The 22274-nt window shown below is 55.8% G+C and carries 16 protein-coding genes and 1 pseudogene; 11 read left to right on the forward strand and 6 right to left on the reverse strand.

The features are described from left to right. The first annotated feature begins 14 nt into the window (after window positions 1-14). The 3 genes from SAMA_RS06230 (at window position 15) to SAMA_RS06240 (ending at window position 3111) form a co-directional block, all read left to right on the forward strand. Window positions 15-1772 (forward strand): phospho-sugar mutase, encoded by a 1758-nt coding sequence (locus SAMA_RS06230; RefSeq protein ID WP_011759305.1) that lies wholly within the window; start codon window positions 15-17, stop codon window positions 1770-1772. A gap of 145 nt (window positions 1773-1917) precedes the next feature. Further along, entirely contained in the window at window positions 1918-2301 is a 384-nt protein-coding gene (locus SAMA_RS06235; protein ID WP_011759306.1) for a VOC family protein, read from the forward strand. A gap of 102 nt (window positions 2302-2403) precedes the next feature. Continuing rightward, window positions 2404-3111 (forward strand): helix-turn-helix transcriptional regulator, encoded by a 708-nt coding sequence (locus SAMA_RS06240; RefSeq protein ID WP_011759307.1) that lies wholly within the window; start codon window positions 2404-2406, stop codon window positions 3109-3111. 49 nt (window positions 3112-3160) lie between these two features. Here the strand turns inward: SAMA_RS06240 and SAMA_RS06245 are convergent, their stop codons facing one another. Then, a complete protein-coding gene (locus SAMA_RS06245) occupies window positions 3161-6007 on the reverse strand; it encodes a TonB-dependent receptor (protein WP_011759308.1) in 2847 nt (948 codons plus the stop codon). Between the two features lie 328 nt (window positions 6008-6335). Here SAMA_RS06245 and agaR point away from each other — a divergent pair, with 328 nt between their 5' ends. From agaR to SAMA_RS06280, 7 genes are all read left to right on the forward strand, one after another. Continuing rightward, a complete protein-coding gene (gene agaR, locus SAMA_RS06250; protein WP_011759309.1) occupies window positions 6336-7118 on the forward strand; it encodes a transcriptional repressor AgaR in 783 nt (260 codons plus the stop codon). Between the two features lie 18 nt (window positions 7119-7136). Continuing rightward, entirely contained in the window at window positions 7137-8504 is a 1368-nt protein-coding gene (locus tag SAMA_RS06255; RefSeq protein WP_011759310.1) for a Gfo/Idh/MocA family protein, read from the forward strand. A gap of 4 nt (window positions 8505-8508) precedes the next feature. Further along, window positions 8509-9777: a class II D-tagatose-bisphosphate aldolase, non-catalytic subunit gene (locus SAMA_RS06260; protein WP_011759311.1), complete on the forward strand. Its 1269-nt coding sequence runs from the start codon at window positions 8509-8511 to the stop codon at window positions 9775-9777. A gap of 5 nt (window positions 9778-9782) precedes the next feature. Next, window positions 9783-10976, forward strand: a complete 1194-nt coding sequence (locus SAMA_RS06265; RefSeq protein WP_011759312.1) for an SIS domain-containing protein — start codon at window positions 9783-9785, stop codon at window positions 10974-10976. 3 nt (window positions 10977-10979) lie between these two features. Then, window positions 10980-11987, forward strand: a complete 1008-nt coding sequence (locus SAMA_RS06270; RefSeq protein WP_011759313.1) for an ROK family protein — start codon at window positions 10980-10982, stop codon at window positions 11985-11987. Continuing rightward, entirely contained in the window at window positions 11980-13215 is a 1236-nt protein-coding gene (gene nagA, locus SAMA_RS06275; protein WP_011759314.1) for an N-acetylglucosamine-6-phosphate deacetylase, read from the forward strand. The genes SAMA_RS06270 and nagA overlap by 8 nt, the downstream gene beginning before the upstream one ends. Before the next feature lie 67 nt (window positions 13216-13282). Beyond that, a complete protein-coding gene (locus SAMA_RS06280) occupies window positions 13283-14599 on the forward strand; it encodes a sugar MFS transporter (protein ID WP_011759315.1) in 1317 nt (438 codons plus the stop codon). A gap of 144 nt (window positions 14600-14743) precedes the next feature. Here the strand turns inward: SAMA_RS06280 and panP are convergent, their stop codons facing one another. Then, on the reverse strand, window positions 14744-16387 hold the full coding sequence (panP, locus tag SAMA_RS06285) for a pyridoxal-dependent aspartate 1-decarboxylase PanP (protein WP_041410191.1): 1644 nt from the start codon (window positions 16385-16387) through the stop codon (window positions 14744-14746). A 1285-nt stretch (window positions 16388-17672) separates the two neighbouring features. Here panP and SAMA_RS19920 point away from each other — a divergent pair. Next, a pseudogene (locus tag SAMA_RS19920) lies at window positions 17673-18560 on the forward strand (M4 family metallopeptidase); the annotation flags it as partial. A gap of 48 nt (window positions 18561-18608) precedes the next feature. Here SAMA_RS19920 and SAMA_RS06295 read toward each other — a convergent pair. From SAMA_RS06295 to SAMA_RS06310, 4 genes are all read right to left on the reverse strand, one after another. Then, the gene (locus SAMA_RS06295; protein ID WP_232280524.1) at window positions 18609-19508 is read right to left on the reverse strand and encodes a sensor domain-containing diguanylate cyclase; all 900 of its coding nucleotides are present in this window, start codon (window positions 19506-19508) and stop codon (window positions 18609-18611) included. A gap of 110 nt (window positions 19509-19618) precedes the next feature. Beyond that, on the reverse strand, window positions 19619-20212 hold the full coding sequence (locus SAMA_RS06300; protein ID WP_011759319.1) for a uracil-DNA glycosylase family protein: 594 nt from the start codon (window positions 20210-20212) through the stop codon (window positions 19619-19621). Then, entirely contained in the window at window positions 20212-20766 is a 555-nt protein-coding gene (locus tag SAMA_RS06305; RefSeq protein WP_011759320.1) for a hypothetical protein, read from the reverse strand. Before SAMA_RS06305 ends, SAMA_RS06300 begins: the two co-directional genes overlap by 1 nt. A gap of 207 nt (window positions 20767-20973) precedes the next feature. Next, entirely contained in the window at window positions 20974-22065 is a 1092-nt protein-coding gene (locus SAMA_RS06310; protein WP_011759321.1) for a M35 family metallo-endopeptidase, read from the reverse strand. Between the last annotated feature and the right edge of the window lie 209 nt (window positions 22066-22274).

The raw sequence follows: 22274 nt of genomic DNA on the forward strand, positions 1-22274 counted from the left end.
CACAAGGAGAGGTTATGGATACCCAGCTCGCATTCAAGGTAAAACACTGGTTGGCAAGGGATCCCGACGCCAAGAGTCGCGCCGCACTGGAGGCTTTGGTGGCGGCAGGGGATGACAGAGCGCTTGAGGCCGCCTTCGATGGCAGACTGGCCTTTGGCACCGCTGGTATCCGCGGTATTGTCGGCCCGGGCCCCATGGGCATGAATCGCCTGCTGGTGCGTGAAACCAGTGCAGGTCTGGGCGCATATCTGGAGGCACAAATTAAGGATGCCAAGCGTCGGGGGCTGGTCATTGGTTTTGATGGCCGCCATGACTCACGGGTATTCGCCCACGATGCGGCCTGTGTGCTCAGCGCCATGGGCTTTAAAGTGCGCCTGACCAGCCATGTAGCCCCCACGCCGCTGGTGGCCTTCGGGGTAAAACATTTTGAAGCGGCCGCCGGTATCGTTGTCACCGCCAGCCATAACCCGCCCAAATACAATGGCTACAAGGTGTATTGGGAAAATGGCGCGCAGATTATTCCGCCCCACGATGCAGGCATTGCGGCCTGTATTGACCGCGCGGCCAATCTTGAATTGCCCTGGATGCCAGAGCCCGAAGCGGTAAAACAGGGGCGACTTTCCTTTTTGCAGGATGATTTTTTCGAGCGCTATCGCCGCGCCATTTTACATTCGCCATTGCTGCATCCCGCCGGTGAGAGTCAGGCGGGCCGAGCCAGTCTGGGGATTGCCTATACTGCGATGCACGGCGTCGGCGCCCCCATGGCTGAGCGGGTGCTCAGGGACGCAGGTTTCAGCCAGGTATACAGCGTGGCTGCCCAGCGCGAGCCCGATGGTAATTTCCCCACGGTGAATTTCCCCAATCCCGAGGAACCCGGTGCCATGGACATGGTTATCGCCGAGGCCGGTGACAAAGGTGCCTTGTTGGCCTGTGCCAACGATCCGGACGCCGACCGGTTCGCGCTGGCTGCCCGCCAGAGCGATGGCGGGTATCGGATGTTGTCGGGGGATCAGACCGGCGCTTTATTGTGTGACTATCTGCTGTCCCATTGGCAGGGGGCGGGTGTGCCGCTGGTGGGCAACACTATAGTGTCCTCTGCCCTCCTGCACGCCATTGCCGCCCATTATGGTGCCCACAGCTATACCACGCTTACCGGCTTTAAGTGGCTGATGAATACAGCACAGCAGCTGGAAACGCCGCAGCAGCCGTTTCTCTTTGCCTATGAAGAAGCCCTGGGGTACACGGTGGGCAATCTGGTGTGGGATAAAGATGGCATCAGCGCCCAACTGTGTTTTGCCAATCTGGCCGCCGAACTTCTGGCAGAAGGAAAAGATGTGTGGGCGGCGCTGGAGCGACTCTATCGCCGCCATGGGCTCTATGTTAACCGGCAGGTGAGCATTGCCCTTGGGGAAGGGACGCCGGATATAGGTGCCTGGCTCAGGGACAATCCTCCAACCGAGATAGATAAGCGGCCTGTGGTTGCCCGGGAAGACTTAAAGCGGCTGCGTAAAGTCTATGCCGATGGCCGGGAAGAGGAGATTGCTCTGCCTGCCAGCGATGTACTCATTTACCATTTGGGCGCCTCGGACGCCACGCCTGGCTCCACCGCCCGGGTTATAGTGAGGCCATCGGGTACTGAGCCCAAGATAAAATGCTACTACGAGCTGGTATTACCCATGGCAGACGATATTGCTATGGCCGACGCCCAGCTCCAGGGGGATGCCTTGATGACGGCACTGGTGGATGGTCATCAGGCGGGCCTGCCCCGCTGAAACCGAAAAAATCCGACTTCTGACAAACCCTGCTGACACCATGTTGTCAGCAGGGGGGGATTAAGCTGACTCTATCGATGAAGCGCGAAGTAATACCTACTTCAAGGCATTGATATATAAAGTTTAGTCACAAGGAGATAAGGATATGCAAGCAACTCAACCTCTGGTATGGGGCGAAATCGCTGTCACTGATATGGCCAGAGCCATCGCCTTCTACCAAGCCCAGTTTGACGTGAGTTTTCGCCGGGAAGACATGGATGAGGTGGAATACGCCATCCTCGAATGCAGTGATGAGAAGGCGGCCACCATCGGATTGATGAAACACCCCGAGTTCAAGCCAGGCCAGGGCGGCGCCTGTCTGTACCTGCATCTGACGGATAACTTGGGTCAGCTTGTGGGTAAACTGGAGCACAACCAGGTGCAAATTGTCATGCCTCCCATGGGCATCAAGGGCGGTGAATGTGGCTACATAGCCCTGTTTGTCGACAGCGAAGGCAACACAGTCGGCCTGTGGAGCCCGGCGCTCTGACGGGGCTGGGTATAAAGCCATGGGTATTGCGATACTGAGCCGCCAATAACAGAAAATACCGGGCCGGGCGCATTGGCGTACCGGCCCTTACATGGATAGGGTATGCGCCGCGCAGACAGACTGTTTCAAATCGTACAAATCTTAAGGCACAGACGCCTGACAACGGCGGCGCAGCTTGCCGAGCGCCTGGCTGTGTCCCAGCGCACCATCTACCGGGATATTCAGGACCTTTGCCTTTCAGGCATTCCCATCGAAGGGGAAGCTGGCGTTGGCTATTTGCTGCGTCAGGAGGTCAATGTGCCACCACTGATGTTCAACGAAGTCGAGCTCGAAGCGATTCAGGTGGGCATTCGCATGGTGCAAACCTGGGGCGGCAAGGCCCTTGGGCAAGCCGCTGCTCAGGCGCTTATCAAGGTCGAAGCCGTGCTGCCAAACCGCCTTAAAGACATGCAGTCTCTCATGTTTTCACCCGACTTTTATCTCGATGATGCTGAGTTTCAATTTCTGGACCCGCTCAGAATTGCGGCCAGGGAGCGGCGGTATTGCCAGATTTGTTATCGGGATGCCAAGGAAGACGTGACAGAGCGACGCCTCCGGCCGCTGGCGATTTATTTCTGGCGTGGTACCTGGACCCTGCTGGGGTGGTGTGAGCTTCGGGGGGATTTTCGAAGCTTTCGCGCCGACCGTATTGTGAGTCTTGAGTGCGAAAGCGAACAGTTTGCCCATACTCCGGGGCAGGAGCTGGCGGATTTTGTGGCGCGCATGGATGAGGCCAGCCGCGAATACGAAAAGGCCCCAAAGGCCGATTGAAACACATAAAAAAATGGCGGCCGGGGCCGCCATTTTTACGCTGTTGGGGTTAGAAACTGCCCCTGACACCGAAGGCAATCTGTGTACCGAAGCGCTCCAGGTAGTTCACCTGATCAGGGCGCTTGATGTAGCCAGAGTAGCGGTCATTGCCGAGGTTGGAGGCTTCAACAAACACATTCAGGTTTTCCAGCAGCGCATAGCTTAAGCTGGCATCCAGCTGGCCGTAAGCGTTGATCCAGGCAGGACCACCCCAGGCTTCCGGGTCAACGAGGAACTTGCTGCGCCAGTTGTAGGCGAAGCGGCCCTGCAAACCGTATTTCTCGTAGTAGAGCACCGCGTTGTAGGAGTTTTCAGACATGCCGGCGAAGGGCAGGTTCTGCTCTTTGCGAGCCGGGTCGTCATATTCGCTGTCCACATAGGTGTAGTTCAGCTGCACGCCAAAACCATCCAGGGGTGACGGCAGCCATTGCTCCAGCGACTGCTGCCAGGCCACTTCGTAACCTGTGATAAGGGCGCCATACTCGCCTGACTCAGGCTGGTTGACCATATAGCGGTTGCCTTCCACGTCCATGGCGTTTTCATCGTTTTCGATAAAGGATTGAATATCCTTCACAAACACGCCGGCAGCCAGTGAGCTGCTGTCACCGTAGTACCACTCCAGCGTCACATCGCCCTGATAGGCCTCTTCGGCACTTACGCCGGGATTACCACGGCTCAGGGTCGGCAATCCTTCTTTGCGGTTGACGAAGTCGGGATTGGCCCAGGTACGCAGGGCATACAGGGATGGACGGCTCAGGGTTTGGGCGGCAGAGACGCGCAGCAGCAAATCGTCCTGCAGGTTCAGGCGGAAGTTCAGGCTCGGCAGCACGTTGCTGTAACTGCCTTCATGACCCACAGGCAGGACAGCACGCCAGTCGTTATTAGTGGGGTTACCGGCGCTGTCGAGCACCACCTTGGACAGGTCATAACCAAAACCGCTGGAGTCTACCTGGGTGTGGCTGGCACGCAGGCCGAGGTTCAGCATGTAGGGCAGTTCCCACAGCTCATCTTCCAGGGTGACCTGCACGAAGGCCGAGGTCACGGCTTCAGATACTTCGTAGCTGCCGGACTTGCTTTGGGTCGCGACTATGCTGGCGTCGGCGGCCTCGGCATTGATGGAGCGGTAGAAGGCCAGCAGGGCATCATAGTCAAAGCTTGGCCAGGGGTCTGGCGATACGCTGTTTTCCCCGTCGAGGAAGTTATCGAAGTTGGCGGGCACAAACACGTTTTCCGGAATGCGGAACAGTTCAAATTCGCCCTGGGTAAATACCTGGCCTGGGGCAAAGTCGTAACCATCGCGGGTCAGGTAAAAACCGCCGCGGCTGAACTGGCTGGGGTTACGGGATCCAAAGGCGTTCTGGGTCTTGGACTGTTTGACATAATTCACCCCAAAGTGCACCTTGCTTACCAGGCTGTCTTCGGGTTCATAAATGGCTTCGAGTTTGAAGTCATTCACCTTGTCTTTTACCCCGGTACCGCTGTTGTAGCTGTAGTGGGCACCGTAGGTTTGGTCAGAGGTCAGGGCCGGGCTTATCACCACATCCGGCAGGGTATTACCTGTGCTGTAGTCGATGCCGATGCTATCGACAAAACCACGTGCCACTATGAAGCGGTTGTCACCCTTGTTCTTGTTTTCCGCCTGAGAATAAGCCGCATCGGCGTATACAGACCATTGGTCGGTAGGGTGCCACTCGGCATTCAGGCCCAGCTGCCAGGTATCGGTCTGGCGCGGGGTAGAGATGTTCAGCAGCTCCACCATGGTGTTATCACCGGTTTGCTTCATCTTGACCACTCGGCCCAGGTCGTCGAACTGGGCATCGGTAAACAGCGGCGTGCCCGGTGTCCAGGACTCGTCGTAGTTTACAAAGCCAATCTGGTAGCGGTTACCATCTGTGTTGTAGCGGGAAAAGAGACCATCCAGACTCAGGGTCAAGTCATCGCTTGGGCGCCATTGCAGGGCGAGGGTAGAGCCGATGCGCTCACGGACGTCCTGGGCGTTGGCAAAGTACATATAGCTGGGAATTTTAGAGGCGAAGATTTCGCCCTCATCAATGGTGCCATTGTTGTTGGCATCCACGGGCACCCCGGCACTGTCCACACCCCAGCCTTCGTCTTCATCGAAAAATCCGTCGGCAGAATAGGTATCGGCCCTCAGGGTCTTTTTCGAATATACGGCAGAGAAGAGTGCGCCCAGACTGCCGTCATCATTCTGATCGCCAATGATGAATGATGCATGGGGATGGATGTCACCTGTGCGTGACTCGTGGATCCCCTTGGCGGAAGCCTGCAGGGTAAAACCATCCAAATCCAGCGGCTTACGGGTTTGAATATCGACTATTGCGCCGATTCCACCCTCGGTGAGACGGGCTTCGGGCGACTTGTATACCGCCAGCACATTCACCAGCTCCGAGGCGATGGTATCAAAGTTGAAGTCACGGCCCGCATATTCTGAAGCCAGTTTACGGCCGTTGAGGGTGGTGACGTTATAACCTGCGCCCAGGCCGCGCACCAGAATGTTTTGTCCTTCACCGCCGTTACGGGTGATGGTGATCCCGGGAATACGCTGCAGCGCTTCGGCCAGGTTTTCATCGGGGAACTTGCCTATGTCATCGGCCACCACCAAATCCACCACGCTGGTGGCGTTTTGCTTGAGGAACATCGACTCCTTGATACTGGAGCGGATACCGTAAACCGCAATACGCTCAACATCCTCTTCCTTGGCTTCTTCGGCTTGCTTGGCTTTTTCCTCGGTGTTCTTGGTTGTTTGTTCGGCATCGGCCGCGCACACAGGTGTTATCCAGAGTGCGGTGCTGACCGCCAGCGCCAGGGTGGCGACTTGGGTACGTAAAGAAGACATGCTCTCCCCTCCATTCAGATGCTTTTGTGACTCGTTCTTATGGCGTATTCGAAAATATCAAAAGGCTAATCTTGCTTTCGAATGCTTACATATAATGTTAAAAAAGTGTTTTGATCAACAAAAAAATGTGAAATAGCTTTTATTTTCTTTCGAATGAGGGCATATTGATTGATATCGAAAGTCGTGATGTCAGCGAAGGTTTAACTTAAGTCGCTGAATTTCAATGGTTGAAAACATTAATGCGCCGTTTTGGTTGGTATCGAAACCTATTGAAAGTTTGTGTGCTGTGATACATTGAGGCTTTCGAACAAATGATGGGATAACCGAAATGAACATTCTCAACACCATAGAGAGACAACAGGAAATCGTGCGCCTGACCCAACAACAGGGAAAGGTGTCGGTAAGCGATTTGTCGGCACGCTTCGGAGTGTCAGAGGTCACCATTCGCAGTGACCTGGCAACCCTGGATCAAAAGCAGTTGCTGGTGCGCTCCCGTGGCGGTGCCATCGTGAATACCGAGCTGAGCCGCGAGTTGTCCCTGAAGGAAAAAGGCAGTTGCTATTCGGCCCTGAAACGGGAACTCGGCGCGGCGGCCGCAAGTCTGGTGCAAAACGGGGACCGACTGCTGCTCGACTCGGGTACCACCACAGAGCAAGTTGCCCATCATCTGATGCAGCACGAAGACCTTATCGTGATGACCAATGGACTGAACATAGCCTCTGTGCTGTCCAAGTCAGACTCGGTGGAAGTGATGCTGACCGGTGGCCTGCTGCGTAAAAAGTCCATGTCCTTTTACGGCAGCGCTGCCGAGAAGAGCCTGGGTGACTACAACTTCAACAAACTGATTCTTGGTGTGGACGGTTTCGACTTGAAGGCCGGACTGACCACCCATTTTGAAAAAGAAGCCTGTCTGAACCGGATGATGGTGGACATTGCCACTGAGGTCATAGTGGTGACCGACTCATCCAAATTTGATCAGCAGGCCTTTCATGTGATCTGTCCTTTGCTTCGCATTCACAGGCTGGTCACTGACACAGGCATTCCTGAGCGTTACGCCCAGGCACTCGAAAAACAAGGGGTGCAATTGCACCTGGTAGAACGCACTCAATAGCGATTTAAGGGGAGAACAATGGCGGGAATCGATCGTCGTGGATTTTTGAAGGCCTCTATGGCATCTGTGGCTGCAGCGGCGCTGGCCGGTTGTGCCAGTCAGCAGGGCACCAGCGCAACACCCAAGGCTGCGGGTAAATCCGTGATGGGCCTGGTGGTGCCAAAGATGGCCGAAGTGAGAGTGGGCCTCATTGGTGTGGGTGAACGTGGTGTGGGCTTTATCCATCACTTCAATAACATCGAAGGCGCACGCATTACTGCTATCTGCGATACCGATCCTCTGGTTATCTCCCGTGCCCAAAAAATCATGGCCGATTATGGTCGCAGTCAGCCGGCTTATTACAGTAAGGGGCAGCAAGCCTATCTTGATTTGGTTGCCCGCGAAGATGTGGACATAGTGGTCATCGCCACGCCCTGGGCGCTGCATCACCCCATGGCCAAAGCCGCCATGCTGGCCGGTAAGCACGCCTTTGTGGAAGTTCCCATGGGCATGACCATCGAAGAGCTCTGGGATCTGGTAGACACCGCCGAGCTGACCCAGCGCAACTGCATGATGATGGAAAACGTCTGCTACGGCCGCGACGAGTTGATGGTACTGAATATGGTGCGTCAGGGCCTCTTTGGTGAGCTGCTCCACGGTGAGGCGGCGTACATCCATGAACTTCGCTGGCAGATGAAAGAGCTCGACCGCAAAACCGGCTCCTGGCGTACCGGCTATCATGCCCAAATCAACGGTAACCTGTATCCCACCCACGGCCTGGGCCCGGTTGCCCAGTATATGAACATCAACCGCGGCGACCGCTTCGACTATCTCTCGTCCATGAGTTCACCGGCCCTTGGCCGCGCAGCCTATGCACAGCGCGAGTTTCCAAAAGATCACCAGCGCAACCAGCTCAACTACATTTGCGGCGACATGAACACCAGCCTGATCAAAACCGTCAAGGGCCGGACCATCATGGTGCAGCACGATACCACCACGCCACGTCCCTACAGCCGCCATAACCTGATTCAGGGCACCAATGGCGTCTTTGCCGGCTTCCCCAACCGTATCGCCCTGGAAAACCATGGTCGCGGCAGTTTCCACGAGTGGGATCAGGACATGGAACACTGGTACGGTAAATACGACCACCCGCTGTGGACCCGCATGGGTCGTGAAGCCGAGCAGAACGGCGGCCATGGCGGCATGGACTTCCTGATGTGCTGGCGCATGATTTATTGCCTGCGAAACGGCGAGCCATTGGATCAGGATGTGTACGATGGTGCGGCCTGGTCAGCGGTGCAGCCCCTGTCTGCCGCGTCAGTGGCCGACCGTGGCAATTCCCGTGACTTCCCGGACTTTACCCGTGGCGTATGGCAGAGCGCCACGCCACTGGGCATCGTGGAGTAAGCAGATGTCGGTGCTCAAATCCATTATTGAGGCCAACAAGCGTGGCGAGCAGCGGGGCATTTTTGCCGTCTGCTCGGCACAGCCGCTGGTCCTGCGAGCCGCTTTGCGCCACGGCGTGGAGACAGGCTCCCCCGTCCTGATTGAGGCCACGGCCAATCAGGTTAACCAATTTGGCGGCTACACCGGCATGGTACCCGCTGACTTTATCCGCTTTGTCGAATCCTTGGCTGAGGCCGAAGGGCTGCCCCGTGAGCGCCTGCTGTTTGGCGGCGACCATCTGGGCCCGGTCGCCTGGAAACATCTGCCTGCCGATGAGGCCATGGCTAATGCCGAGGCCATGGTGCGTGCCTTTGTGAATGCCGGTTTCGAGAAAATCCATCTCGACGCCAGCATGGGCTGCCAGGGTGAAGCTGAGCCTTTGGGTGACAGCCTGATTGCCGAGCGCGCAGCCCGTCTTTGCAAAGCGGCGGAAGAGGCGGCTTGCGGGCGACCACTTTGCTACGTGATTGGTACCGAAGTGCCGCCTCCCGGTGGAGTTGCCAGTCTGCATGCGCTGGAAGTCACCCCTGTGCCGGCCATCGAGCAAACCGTCGCGGCCCACAGGGCGGCGTTTGATGCGGCGGGACTCAGTGATGAGGTGTGGCAGCGGGTGATTGCCCTGGTGGTTCAGCCCGGGGTGGAATTCGGCCACAGCGACATACATCAGTACAACAGCAGTCTGCTTGACGCGCAGCGCCGCTTTATCCGTTGCCAGCCTGGGCTTGTGTATGAGGCGCACTCCACCGATTACCAGTTGCCGGAACACTATAAGTCGCTGGTAGCGGATCATTTTGCCATTCTCAAGGTTGGACCGGAGCTGACCTTTGCCCTGCGCGAAGCGCTGTTTGCCCTTGACCACATCGAGGCGCTGTTGCTGGAGCCGTCGAAGCGCGCAGGACTCAGAGCCCTGTGCGAAGACAAGATGCAGGCCGACCCCAAATTCTGGCAGCATTTTTACACCGACCCGCTGGCGCTCGACTGGCAACTGGGATTCAGCTACAGCGACCGTATTCGCTATTATTGGCCAGAGCTGTCCCAGGCCATAGATACACTGCTGTTTAATCTCAAAGACCCCATACCTTTACCACTCATCAGCCAATACCTGCCGCTGCAATACCCCAAGGTATTGAGACAGGCCTTACCGGCGACGGCCCTGTCGCTGGTGCTCGACCATATCAGTCTGGTGCTTGAACGCTACGAAGACGCCTGCCAGTTGAGCGCAATTAAAGGATAATATTTATGCAAGTCAACGACCTATCAAAGACCAAGATCTGCCTGGAATTCGGTGAAGACGCATTGCGTCAGCCACCGAAGGGCAGTCAGTGGACGGCAGAGGAAATTTGTCAGCAGCCCCGGCTGTGGCGGGAAATGGCGGAGCAGTTTGTGCAGGAGAAGAGCAGGTTGCAGGACTTTGCCGCGCCGCTTCTGGCCCTGCCTGACTTGCGGGTTATCCTCACAGGTGCCGGGACGTCGGCGTACATCGGCGAAGCGCTGGCGCCCTTTTTGGCGACCCAGATGCCGCTGGTGGGGCAAACGGTGGAGGCCATTGCCACCACGGACCTGGTGTCACATCCACACCTCTATCTGCATCCGGCCAGGCCAACTCTGGTAATTTCCTTTGGCCGCTCAGGCAGCAGTCCTGAGTCCATGGCTGCCATCGAACTGTGCGACGCCCTCTTGCCCCGGTGTTACCACCTGCTGCTGACCTGTAATCCACAGGGGAGCATGGCAAGGTACGGCGAGCAGCAGGCACAGCGCGCCTGCCTCTGGCTGATGCCGGAAGGCAGCCATGACAGAAGCTTTGCCATGACCAGCAGCTTCAGCTGCATGTACCTGGGCGTGCTCTTGCTGTTTGCGGCCAATTACAGCGCCCTGGCAAGGGCGGTTACCCTGGCTGAGCGAATGCTCTGCGACCGGGTGGACGAGATTGCCAAACTTGCCGCTTTACCTCTCTCGCGGGTGGTATTTTTGGGTGGTGGTACCTTGCAGGGCATCGCCCGAGAAGCCGCACTCAAATTATTGGAACTCAGTGCCGGCGCCGTGATGGGGGTGCATGAGAGTCCGCTTGGCTTCCGTCATGGCCCCAAGTCACTTATCGATAAGGACTCCCTGGTCGTGGTGCTTTGCTCATCTGAACCTTATGCCCGCGCCTACGACATGGACATGGCTGCTGAGCTTGAACGGGATGGGGCGGCCAGTGCCTTGGTGCGTCTTTGTGAAGAAAATGTTGGCGCAGATGCTCAGACTTTGCTCGAGGATGTCTGGCTTACCTTCCCCTATATCCTGTATTGTCAACTTTTTGCGTATTTCAAGGCCCTCAATCTTGGGATCAGCGCCGACAACCCTTGCCCCGGTGGCCAGGTGAATCGCGTCGTCCAGGGGGTCAAAATCTATCCCCTCAACCAATATCGGTTGCCGGGAGTCGGGGTATAACGGATGCATTACGGACTGGATATCGGCGGCACCAAGATTGCGCTCGCCTTATTTGATGACAGCATGGCTTGTGTTGAGCGCTGGCAGATCCCGACCCCTGTGGCCGATTATGGCCAGTTTTTGGATGAGGTCTGTGCCCAAATTGAGCGCGCCGATGAATTGGCGCAGCAGCACTCGGGTGTGACCGTGCAGCCAGCCGAAGTCTCCAAGGGCTCTGTGGGTATTGCACTTCCCGGGGTTATTCTCAGTGACGGCACTGTGCTCTCAAGCAATGTGCCTTGCCTCAATGGCCGCACTGTGGCTCAGGAGCTCACCGTCCGGCTTGGCAGGCCGGTTGCGCTTGGGAATGACTGCCGTTGCTTTGCTCTATCTGAAGTCTTGCTTGGCGCCGGCGTGGGCTTTGAGCGAGTGCTCGGGGTGATCCTCGGCACTGGCCTCGGCGGCGGTGTTTGTATCAGTCAGAAACTGATTTTAGGCGCCCACTGTCTCGCCGGGGAGTTTGGCCATATTGGCCTGCCGGCCTCTGTCATCATCAAACATCAACTGCCGCTGTTCGAATGTGGCTGCGGCTTAACCGGCTGCGCCGAGACCTATGTCTCGGGTACCGGCCTTGGCCGCCTGTACCAGCATTTTGGCGGCACCGCCGATACCTATGTCTGGCTTGCGGATTACCGGTCGGGCAAGGCTGAAGCCATCAGCACCTTTGATGCCTATATGGATGCCCTTGGCAGTGTGCTTGCGGGGCAAATTCTCAGCCTGGATCCCGACTGCCTGGTGTTTGGTGGTGGTATTTCCGAAGTGAAGGAAATCATTGCAGCCTTGCCCGACGCAACCGCAAGGCATCTCTTTGCCAGCGCCAAATTGCCGGAATTCCGGGTGGCCGAGTTTGGCGCGGCCAGCGGGGTACGCGGGGCCGCGCTGCTGGGTAAGGCGCTCAGCGAAGATTACCTTGCTGACGCTCTCAGCGTAGAAATGGGGCCCGAAGAACTTCAAAGGAGGCTCCATGGCTGACGTAGGTAGCAACTGTTTGCCTGAAAACCTCAACGATTGCTGGCTCAATCCCGAGTTTGTACTCGTCGGTGCTGACGATGCATCTGAGTTTGGTGTAACAGGCAATGCCATTGCGGCTTTAGTGCCGGATGTGTGGCTGAAAATAAGCCAAGGCCACATCGAGACCATATCGCGTAGGCCCGATGTCGATTTACCTCAATATCGGCTGCCGGGCATTCTGGCTCCGGCGCTGGTGGATACCCAGGTTAATGGCGGTGGTGGGGTTCTCATCAATCACCAGCCCACGGCGGCTGGTATCAACACCCTTACTCAAACCCACGGCCAGTATGGGACCGGCGCACTTTTGCCCACGGTAATAAGTGACAATCTTGCCGTGATGGAGCAGGCGCTCGACGGCGCCATTGCCGCAAGGCAAGGGGGCGATGCCGCTGTGGTGGGCATTCATTTTGAAGGGCCGCACCTGTCACTCGCCAAAAAGGGGTGTCACAGTCCGGCACTTATTCGCCCCATCGGCGAGGCGGAAATGACTCTCTACGCGGACGCTGTCGCCGCCCTCGGATGCTGCATGGTGACATTGGCACCGGAAACTGTCGAACCGGCCGATATCGCGCGTTTGGTGGCGCTCGGTGTCAGGGTCAGCCTTGGCCACTCCAATGCCGATGTTGCCACGGTCGAGGCCAGTCTCGCGGCGGGGGCCAGTGGATTCACCCACCTCTTTAATGGCATGTCGGCCCTGCAAGGGCGAGAGCCGGGTATGGTGGGGGCCGCGCTGGCCTGCCCTGAAGCATATTGCGGCATTATTCTGGATGGGGAGCATGTGCACGCCACCTCGGCGACCCTGGCCTGGCGCCTTAAAGGCACTCGGCGACTCATGTTGGTCACGGATGCCATGTCGCCCACAGGCACCCGGGAAGAGAGTTTTGAATTTTTCGGTGGCAAGGTGCACAGGGATGGCATGGTGCTTCGGGACGAACAGGGTTCATTGGCGGGCTCTGTGCTGACCATGACGGCAGCGGTGCGTCAGGCCTGTGCCATGCTCGGCGTGAGTGCGGCCGAGGCCCTGTGGATGGCTACAGCCACACCGGCCGCATTTTTGGGCCTGAAGGACATAGGCCGATTGGCGCCGGGTAATCGCGCCGACCTGTTGCTGCTGGATGATGCCCTTTATCAACTGGGCCGCTGGCAAGCCGGTCAGCTGGTGGCAGGCCAAGAGCCTCCATTGGATTAAAAGCGCCCTTATTGGCAAAAGTGCAGAAATAAAAGAAACCGGAATGGAATAGAAGCTGGATAACCCTATGGAAAATATAATGAAAACAACCAAGACCTCTTCCACGCTGTTACCCATGGTGCTGATTGGCATCCTGTTTTTTGTGTTCGGGTTTGTCACCTGGCTCAACGGCGCCCTGATCCCGTTTTTGAAAATTGCATGCGAACTCAATGAGCTGCAGGCCTATATGGTCACCTTTGTGTTTTACATCGCCTATTTTGTGATGGCGTTGCCCATGTCCGGGCTACTCAGCCGTTTTGGCTACCGCGCCGGGCTGCAAATTGGTTTGGGGGTGATGGCGCTTGGGGCTCTGCTATTTATTCCCGCGGCGTTCAGCCACACCTTCGGACTGTTTTTACTGGCGCTCTTTGTGTTGGGAACCGGGCTTACGATCCTGCAAACCGCCGCCAACCCCTACATAGTGGTGATTGGCCCCAGCGAGAGCGCTGCCATGCGCATCAGCTGTATGGGCGTGGTGAACAAGGGCGCGGGTATTCTGGTGCCGCTTATTTTCAGTGCCTGGGTGCTGACCGGGACGGAGGCCTACACAGAAACCGCGCTGGCGGCCCTGTCTGAAGCCGATAAAACTGAGGCTTTGCAGGCCCTGTCGGCCAGGCTGGTGGAACCTTACCTTGCCATGGCGGCAGTCCTGATAGCGCTGCTGTTTTATGTGCGTTTTTCACCTTTACCAGAGCCGAATCTCAGTGCCAATGAATCATCGCAAAAGAGCCACTGGCGGGAGCTGCTCAAGTATCCTCAGGTGATCTTGGGGGCCCTGACGCTGTTTTTGTATGTGGGCGCCGAAGTGATTGCCGGCGACAGTATTGGCCTCTATGGACAACATCTGGGACTGAGCAATTTCGGGGTACTGACCTCCTACACCATGGCGTTTATGGTGCTGGGATATCTGGTGGGCATTGCCACCATCCCCAGATTTATCAGTCAGAAAACTGCATTGGCGTGCTCGGCAATTGCCGGATTGGTGTTTACTCTGGGGATCATGTTTGGTGACGAGCAGGGCACCACGCTTGCCAGCTGGCTGTTGCAGCCCTTTGGTATAGCGCCGGTACCCAATACTGTTCTTTGTCTGGCGCTGCTTGGTTTTGCCAATGCGCTGGTGTGGCCCGCTGTCTGGCCCCTGGCGTTGCACGGGCTTGGCCGCCTGACGGCGACAGCGTCAGCTTTGCTGATTATGGGTATTGCCGGTGGCGCCCTGTTGCCACTTGCCTACGGTGCACTGGTGCAATCCGGACTCAGCCATCAGCTCGGTTATGGCTTGCTGCTTCCCTGCTACGGCATGATTTTCTTCTATGCCGTGAAGGGTCACAGCCTGCGTAAAGCCTGATAAGGCTGGTGACATTCGGCTAAAAGACAAAGCCCGGCATGACTGCCGGGCTTTATTGTTTGTTGCGTGCTTCTTTGAGTGCTGTGCTGGGCCATGTCAGCACAGCGCGATTTCAACACAGTGCCATTTCAACACAGCGCCATTTCAACACAGAGCGTCGAGGGCCTGCAGTATCTCAGTTTCCCCGCTTGCCAGCGCTCGTTGCTCTTCCAGCACCGCGGCCAGTATGGCCTCGGTTGTGAGGGGATTGGCCAGCACAACCCTGAACACGGTGCGCTTGTCGTTACCATAGCGCTTGGGCGTGATACGGGTGCGGGAGACAAAGGATTTACCCTGCTCGCGCTGGGTTTTCTGAATGGCGCGGGTGAGATCGTCAAGCAGACTGCCAATGGCATCGAGTTTATCTTTGTCGTGCTGCGCTACTGCCTGTGCCAGTGCCAGGCGCACCTTTGCAGGCACGTATCTGTAGGTCAGCAGGCACAGCTCCGGTTCGCTGATAAGCTCAAAATCCGTTTGGGCCTCAATGAGCCCCGCAAAAAATCGGGCGCGCTCCAGCGAGCCGTTTATCAGGATTTCGTAGCCTTCGCGGCCAATGATGTTCAAACAGGCATGAACCAGCATCGCCATCCCGGGGCGTGAACCTTCCAGAGTCTGGCTGCCCAGATCCTTGGAGCCCTGACGCAGGATGTACTCGGCATGATGCTCGATGGCAGAGGCAAAGCTTGGATTTTTAAACAGCACCATACCTGCGCCCATGGGCACATACATTTGCTTGTGGGCATCTATGGTGACCGAATCCGCCAGTTCGATACCGCTGAGCAGATAACGATACTTTTCAGACAGCAGGGTAGCGCCGCCCCAGGCCGCATCCACATGGAAATGGCAGTCTATCTCTTTGGCAAGGGCTGCCATCTCAGCAAGAGGATCCACATTGCCGGTTTCTGTGGTGCCCGCGACGCCGACAATGGCCATTACCCGGATATTGCGCGCCTGTAATTGGGCTGCAGCAACCCGCATGGCGTCAATATCCACCTTATTATGGGCATCCACCGGTACGCTGATGATGTTGTCCCGGCCGATGCCAAGCAGATCTGCGGCTTTGCCGAGGGAGTAGTGACCACGTTCAGACACCAGAATCGCCAAATCATCCCAGCCATAATGTTTGAGCGCCTTATGCAGGCCTTCACGGGTCACGCCCCTGAAGTTACCACGGGCTTTCAGTAACTGGTTGCGGGCAATCCACAGCGCTGTGATGTTGGCAACGGTTCCGCCGGAGCAAAAAGCCCCCAGTGCATGGCTGGCGCTGTGGAGGAAGCCCTGATAGAAATCCTTTTCGCGGCCATAAATCAGGTGGTGCATCATGCCCAGCACCTGACGCTCCATGGGGGTAAAGGCCTTGGAGGTTTCGATTTTCACCAGATTCTGATTCAGCCCCACCATCAGTTTCGACAGGGGCAACAGGAAATAGGGCAGGGCAGAGGTCATGTGGCCGATAAACGATGGCGCAGCAGTGTGTACCGACTGCGCCACCAAATGAGCCATGATGTCATCCACGTAATCGGAGACAAACTGGGGTTGTGGTGGCACTTCGACACTGTAGAAGTGATCCTCAATATCTGACAGAGGTTGTTCCAGCGCGGCAATATTGTCCTGCAGGAAACCGGCAAGATCGGCAGACAGCTGCTGCTCGATACGGCCGAGGGTAGAGTCAGCCGCCTCCGGTACGGTAAAGATCCGCAACAGGTTGTCTTCAGAGGCTGTGGCCTTGCGCAGGTGTTTTTCTGTCATCTCATCACGTCTGGCTGTCTTGTGCACCGCCGGTGGCATGCCCGGCGGCGAAAAGGGAGCTCACTTTACTGCAAGGTCTGGTTTGCATCAAGGGTATGCAACAACGGCTTGTGGATAGCAGCCCAAAAGTGACTTGCCCTGCGTAATTTCGCAGTCCAGCCCAAGTCCACGGTCACATAATCCTTCGGCTTGGAGCAGATCCTCATTTGCCCTGGCCCATTTCAATGCTGGCTATCCACTTGGCCGGTACCCGCCCAGGGCGACTGTAACAGGTTATCCACCCGGGCCTGTGGCTCGGAATTGGCTGAGTGTACTACCAAGGGTTTTAGAGTGTCGCAGGTGCCGTCAGCGCAGTCGGCCATGGGAAGCGGCGTTATCTTTACCTTATCAAGCTGAGCAGGCTGACCCGACTGACGGTTTCTGCCACTTGTCCCGCGCTGACGCTTTATTTAAAGCGTCAGGTGTGAGTGAAATATTAATGGGCATATTTATTCCATAATTATCAATTATTTGGGATGTCATTCTGTAAGTGCGGAAAAGACTGTTGGAGCAAAACCCGAGTTAAATCTAACACTTGTATCAATGTGTAACTCATATGTTACACGTAGGTAAATTTAATTTTAATTTAAGGTTGCATTCATTCTTGAGCGCCTGATGGATTTGTGACAGTTTGTTCCGACCAAGGTGACACTCTTGGACAAAACAACTACAAAAGGATCAGGACATGAAAGCATACACTTTAATCCCTGCAACACTGGCTCTGTGTGTTTCCGGCGCACTGCAGGCTGGTAATACCCTGGAACACCGCATGGGCCTGGCCCATGGCAACAGCTTTACTGCCGGTAAATCTTTCACTACTGCTGCTGGTCACCAAAAAGTTAAGCAACAGCAACTGTTCAATGGTGTAAAGGTGTACGGCCACCACCTGGTCGTGTCCTCTGATGGTGATATTTTTGGTCAGGCCGCCGCTATTGAGGCCGACTTTAACGTTACCCCAGCCTTGACCCGTGGCCAGGCGATTGCTGCGCTGAACAAAGTGTATCCCGGCGCCGTGGCATCAGGCCATAAAGACGTAGAGCTGGTGATTCTGGCGGAAGGGGATGCCCCACGTCTGGCTTACCGCGTGTCTTTCCTCAGCGAAGGTGTAAACGAGATTTCCCGTCCCGCCGGTTTGGTGGATGCCATGACCGGTGAGGTGGTGCGTCACTGGAACGAGTTGATGACCGCCAAAAACAGCGCAGGCAAGCCGGGCAACGGCGGTGGCACGACTCCAGGCACTGCATTTGATGCCACAGGTCCGGGCGGCAATGCCAAAACCGGCCAGTACTACTACGGCAGTGACTTCGGCCCGCTGAACGTTGAAGAGGCCAACGGCGTATGTACCATGAACAACGCCAACGTGAAGACAGTGGACATGGCCAACAGTACTCGCCGTGGCAGTGTTTACTCTTTCACCTGTCCTGAAAACACCTATCGTGCCATCAATGGCGCATACTCTCCGCTGAACGATGCTCACTACTTTGGCGGCGTGATTTTCAACATGTACAAAGACTGGTACAACACAGCCCCGCTGACCTTCCAGCTGGAAATGCGTGTTCACTATGGCCGTAACTACGAAAACGCCTTCTGGGATGGCCGTGCCATGTCCTTCGGTGACGGCGCCAGCTATTTCTATCCTCTGGTGAGTTTGGATGTTTCAGCTCACGAAGTGAGCCACGGCTTCACCGAACAGAACTCAGGCCTGGAATACAGTGCTCAGTCCGGTGGTATGAACGAAGCTTTCTCCGATATGGCCGGTGAAGCTGCCGAATTCTTTATGCGTGGCAGCAACGACTGGATGGTGGGTCATGACATCTTCAAAGGTAATGGAGCCCTGCGTTACATGGACGACCCAACCAAAGATGGTCGCTCAATTGGTCATGCCTCAGATTACACCAGTGGTATGGACGTGCACTATTCTTCCGGTGTGTACAATAAGGCTTTCTACCTGCTGGCCAAGAAAAATGGCTGGGATACCCGTAAAGCCTTCGAAGTGTTTGTTCTGGCAAACCAGCATTACTGGACAGCGACCAGCAATTACAATCAGGGCGCCTGTGGTGTAGAGGCGGCCGCTTCCGATAAGGGTTATGCAGTGTCTGATGTGACCGCCGCCTTTGCGTCGGTTGGCGTAAGCTGCCAGTAAGGTAAAGCGTACGAAAAAGCCCGGACAGTCCGGGCTTTTTTATTGGCGTTGTTTTGTCTGTTTGGTGCGCTTGTGGTGGTACATGCGGGCATCGACGCTTGGCAGTAAGCTGTCGAGTTCGTAATGGGTGGCCGGGTCCAGTTGCAGCATACCAACGGAATAGTCAAATTTAGGCAGCTGGTTTTGGTGGGCCAGGTGTTCATCCAGCCTTAGCAATACCGAGTTCTCCAACTGCTCGGTTTCCGAGTGGGCCAGCACTAAAAACTCATCACCGCCCCAGCGGGCAACCAAATCACTGCCCCGGCAGCTCGATTTCAGACTGGTTGCAAAAAAAGCCAGGATCTTGTCTCCCGTGATATGGCCATAATTATCATTGATGGGTTTGAAGCCATCCAAATCAAAACTGATCAATACCATTTTACGGCCCAGACGCAGTGCCAGCTGCTGGTTCTTTTCAAACAACTCTTCAAAGCCCCGGCGGTTATAGATTTTGGTCAGAGGGTCAAGATAGCTTTGATTAAGGAGCTGGTTTTCTCGGTACATGTGAGCCAAATCGGCGTTGATGACATCACGAATGACATTGAGCACCTTTAAATAGGTGGCAGGGTACTGGGTGACTACATCGGATAATACGCACAGGGTGCCAAAGGTATCGCCGTCGGGCCAGATGATGGGCATACCCAGATAGGAGATATAGTGATCGTCCTGAAATTCCGGATTGTCATGCCAACGGGGATCCTGGCTTGCATCCGGTACATACAGCAGCTGATTTTTTTGCACCACATAGTGGCTATAAACGTTTTGGTCTATGGTGGCGATATGTCCTGGGGAATAACGCGTGGTGGGGAGTTCTGAGGCTATCAGCACCTCTATCCCTTTGGTGTTGGCCTGATTGATAAAGGCTGCGGGTGCGTGGAACATCTCTGCGACTGTATCCACAAGCCGTTGCCACCTCAGCCAGTCAATTTCGTTGACCTGTATGTCACGAAATGAGTGATATCCGTAGGCCCTCATCGGTGACCTCCGTGTGTCTGTTCCAAGTATTAAGTTTAGTTCAGCCCGAGCAGGCCTGATACACGTTGTTGCAACTTAGGGATGACGTTGGCTTCGAATTCAGGATGGCGTTTAAGCCAAAGCCCGTTGCGGGGGCTGGGGTGGGGCAGAACCAGAAGCTTGGGCCAGTGAGTTTGCCAATCGGTCGCTTCGAGCGTAAGGCCCCTATGTTCAGGCAAATGCCAGTCAAGCGCATAGGTGCCCAGCAGCAGGGTAAGCTCAACATTCGGAAGATGAGACAAAAGCTGCTTGCGCCAGGCCGGTGCGCATTCGGGCCTGGGTGGCTTATCCCCCTGACGCCTTCCATGCCGGATGATGGCACCGGGGAAGCAAAACCCCATCGGCAGTATGGCAAAACGCCCGGGATCGTAGAAGCAGGCCTTATCTACCCCCAGCCAATGGCGAAGCCTGTCACCGCTGGCATCATCGAAAGGTCGGCCTTTTTCGTGGGTGTTGGCACCAGGTGCCTGACCGGCAATGAGGATTTTGGCGTCGCTTTCTGCCTGCAATATCGGTTTGGGCCCAAGCGGCAGGCCCGCACATAATTGGCAACCCCGCACCTCTTGCAGCAACGCGGCCAATGTTTGCATCAGAGCTTGCCTGCCAACTGGTACAGGTAGTAGCCCAGCAGCGGATACCCAAGGCAGAGCACCAGCACGCACAAATACTTACCGACAGGGGTTTGCTTAGGTCTGGCTGCATGGGCCGTGATAAGCGCGAAGGCCGTAATGGGGCCAATAAAACAGCCCATGGCTAAAAAGAGTACCGGCAGGAGCGCTGCAATGAGTGGCCTCGGTGTGACGGATTTTTCAATCAGCAGCCAGGGCAACAGGGCAAAGGCGAGTGACACCAGCAGAAGGCCACCATTCATCACCAGTTCGGCGCCGCCCCGTGTATCCCAAAGGGTAAGTACAGTACCCAACGCGACCGGCAGCAGAGACAACAGCAGGTGTTTTTTGGCAAATCCGGTTTGCTGATAAAAGCCCGCGGCGAAAAACGTCAACTGAGCAAGTAAATTCAGCGCCGTAAAGCCCCCGAGGCCCAGCAGCAAATATGCCGTGGCTCTTGTTCCAGACGGGTCAAAGGCATACACGGGCAATGCGGTCAGTAAAAAGGATAATAACAGTAATATTCTCAACGGCATGGCATCAAACCCCAGAGATAAGTTTGGTTAACCTTCTCCTAAAGTGGCGCTGCATGCAATGGTGATGATGGGATTTATGATGGCTTTCGGGTGTTTCTCACGCTTTGGCGGCAAAAAGGCAAAAAAAGGGGCAGATCCTCTGCCCAAAATTCACAAGGTAACTGGCCGTTCCCAAAGGGAGTGCCGGCCATGAGACCGGCGGGTAAATCAGTTTTGGAAGGGTGTATTTTCCGCAAAGTATTCGTGGCTGTCGGCGTTCTGGATCGCTTGATCCGGATTGCTCTGGGCCAGGCTCTTGGCGCCACTCTGGCCGTAAACGACATCGTCGGTGCCGGCGACCACATCAAAGTGGCTCATCTCATGGACTATGGTACCGCCCTTGGAGTCGGTGCCGGACACTGGGGCGCTCCAGAAGGCATTGCACAGGTATATCTTGTAAGGCTGGTTAGGATATACGTAGGCGTAGTAGCTCTTCTTACAGCTGCAATCGAACGTCAGCGGTTGGGTATTCAGGGCCGAGTCGATGGCGCTGAAATTATTGCTGACCGTGTTCCAGCGGCTGCTGTTGTAGCTGCCAAACCAGGTGTTGTAGCGCACTGAACTGGCAGGGCTGTTGTTATTGGCGAGATAGCCTTTGGCATCGGCAGCCATGGATTTGGCGGCGGCTAAGCCTGCGAGGGTGTCGCTCATCTGGCTGTTGGAGCAGCGACCGCTGAAGCTGACGCCTTCTGTGGGAGTACCGCCACCGTCACCGCTGCCGGGCTTACCCTTGTTGGCACCGCTTTTTGCTTCAATTCCTTCATGGAAGAAACTTACCGCATCAGATTGAATTCCCTCGATACCCAGGCGTGCCAGTTTGTTTTGCTGGCCAGGATTCGGGGCAAAAAGTTGCAGTGAACTGACTTGGTAAGCGATTTCATAATTGCCCTGTTCGGTCATGTCGTACAGGGAAGACAGCTCTACGTCGTAACTGACGCTCTCGCCGGCCTTGAGCTTGATGTAATCTTTGCTTTGTGGCGCCGGACGCTTGAAATGGGCGCCAAGGTAATGTTTTTCTTCACCATTAACCGACACTTTAAACAGTGACTCTTCCACACCGTCTGCCGCGGTGTACCACTTGAGTACCTTCACAGGCACTTTTTCATCGTTTGTCAGGGTAACGCGCACGGTCACGTCTTCGTTGGCGGCGAAGTTTTGCTTGCTCATTTCGAGGCTGGCACGGATCCCATCTGCCAGCGCTGAAGTGGAAAACAACATTCCTCCCAGCAGTGCGCCGGTCAGCAGAGTTGAGTGTTTCATGTTTGCGAGTCCTTTAGCTTGTTATCAGGTTTGTAACTTGCATTGTTATATATGTTATAAAAATGTAGCGCTGGCAGTGTAAGACTTTTGTCTTTGGCGATGCAACAGGTATTTTTGTCTTTTTGGCAGCTTATGGCGTAATTCGCTGTCAAACGATTGTTTTTATGGGTTGTCGTTCTGTAATGCATTCACGCACCACAATTGACCGT

Origin of the sequence: Shewanella amazonensis SB2B (assembly GCF_000015245.1) — a bacterium.
Lineage (GTDB): Bacteria > Pseudomonadota > Gammaproteobacteria > Enterobacterales > Shewanellaceae > Shewanella > Shewanella amazonensis.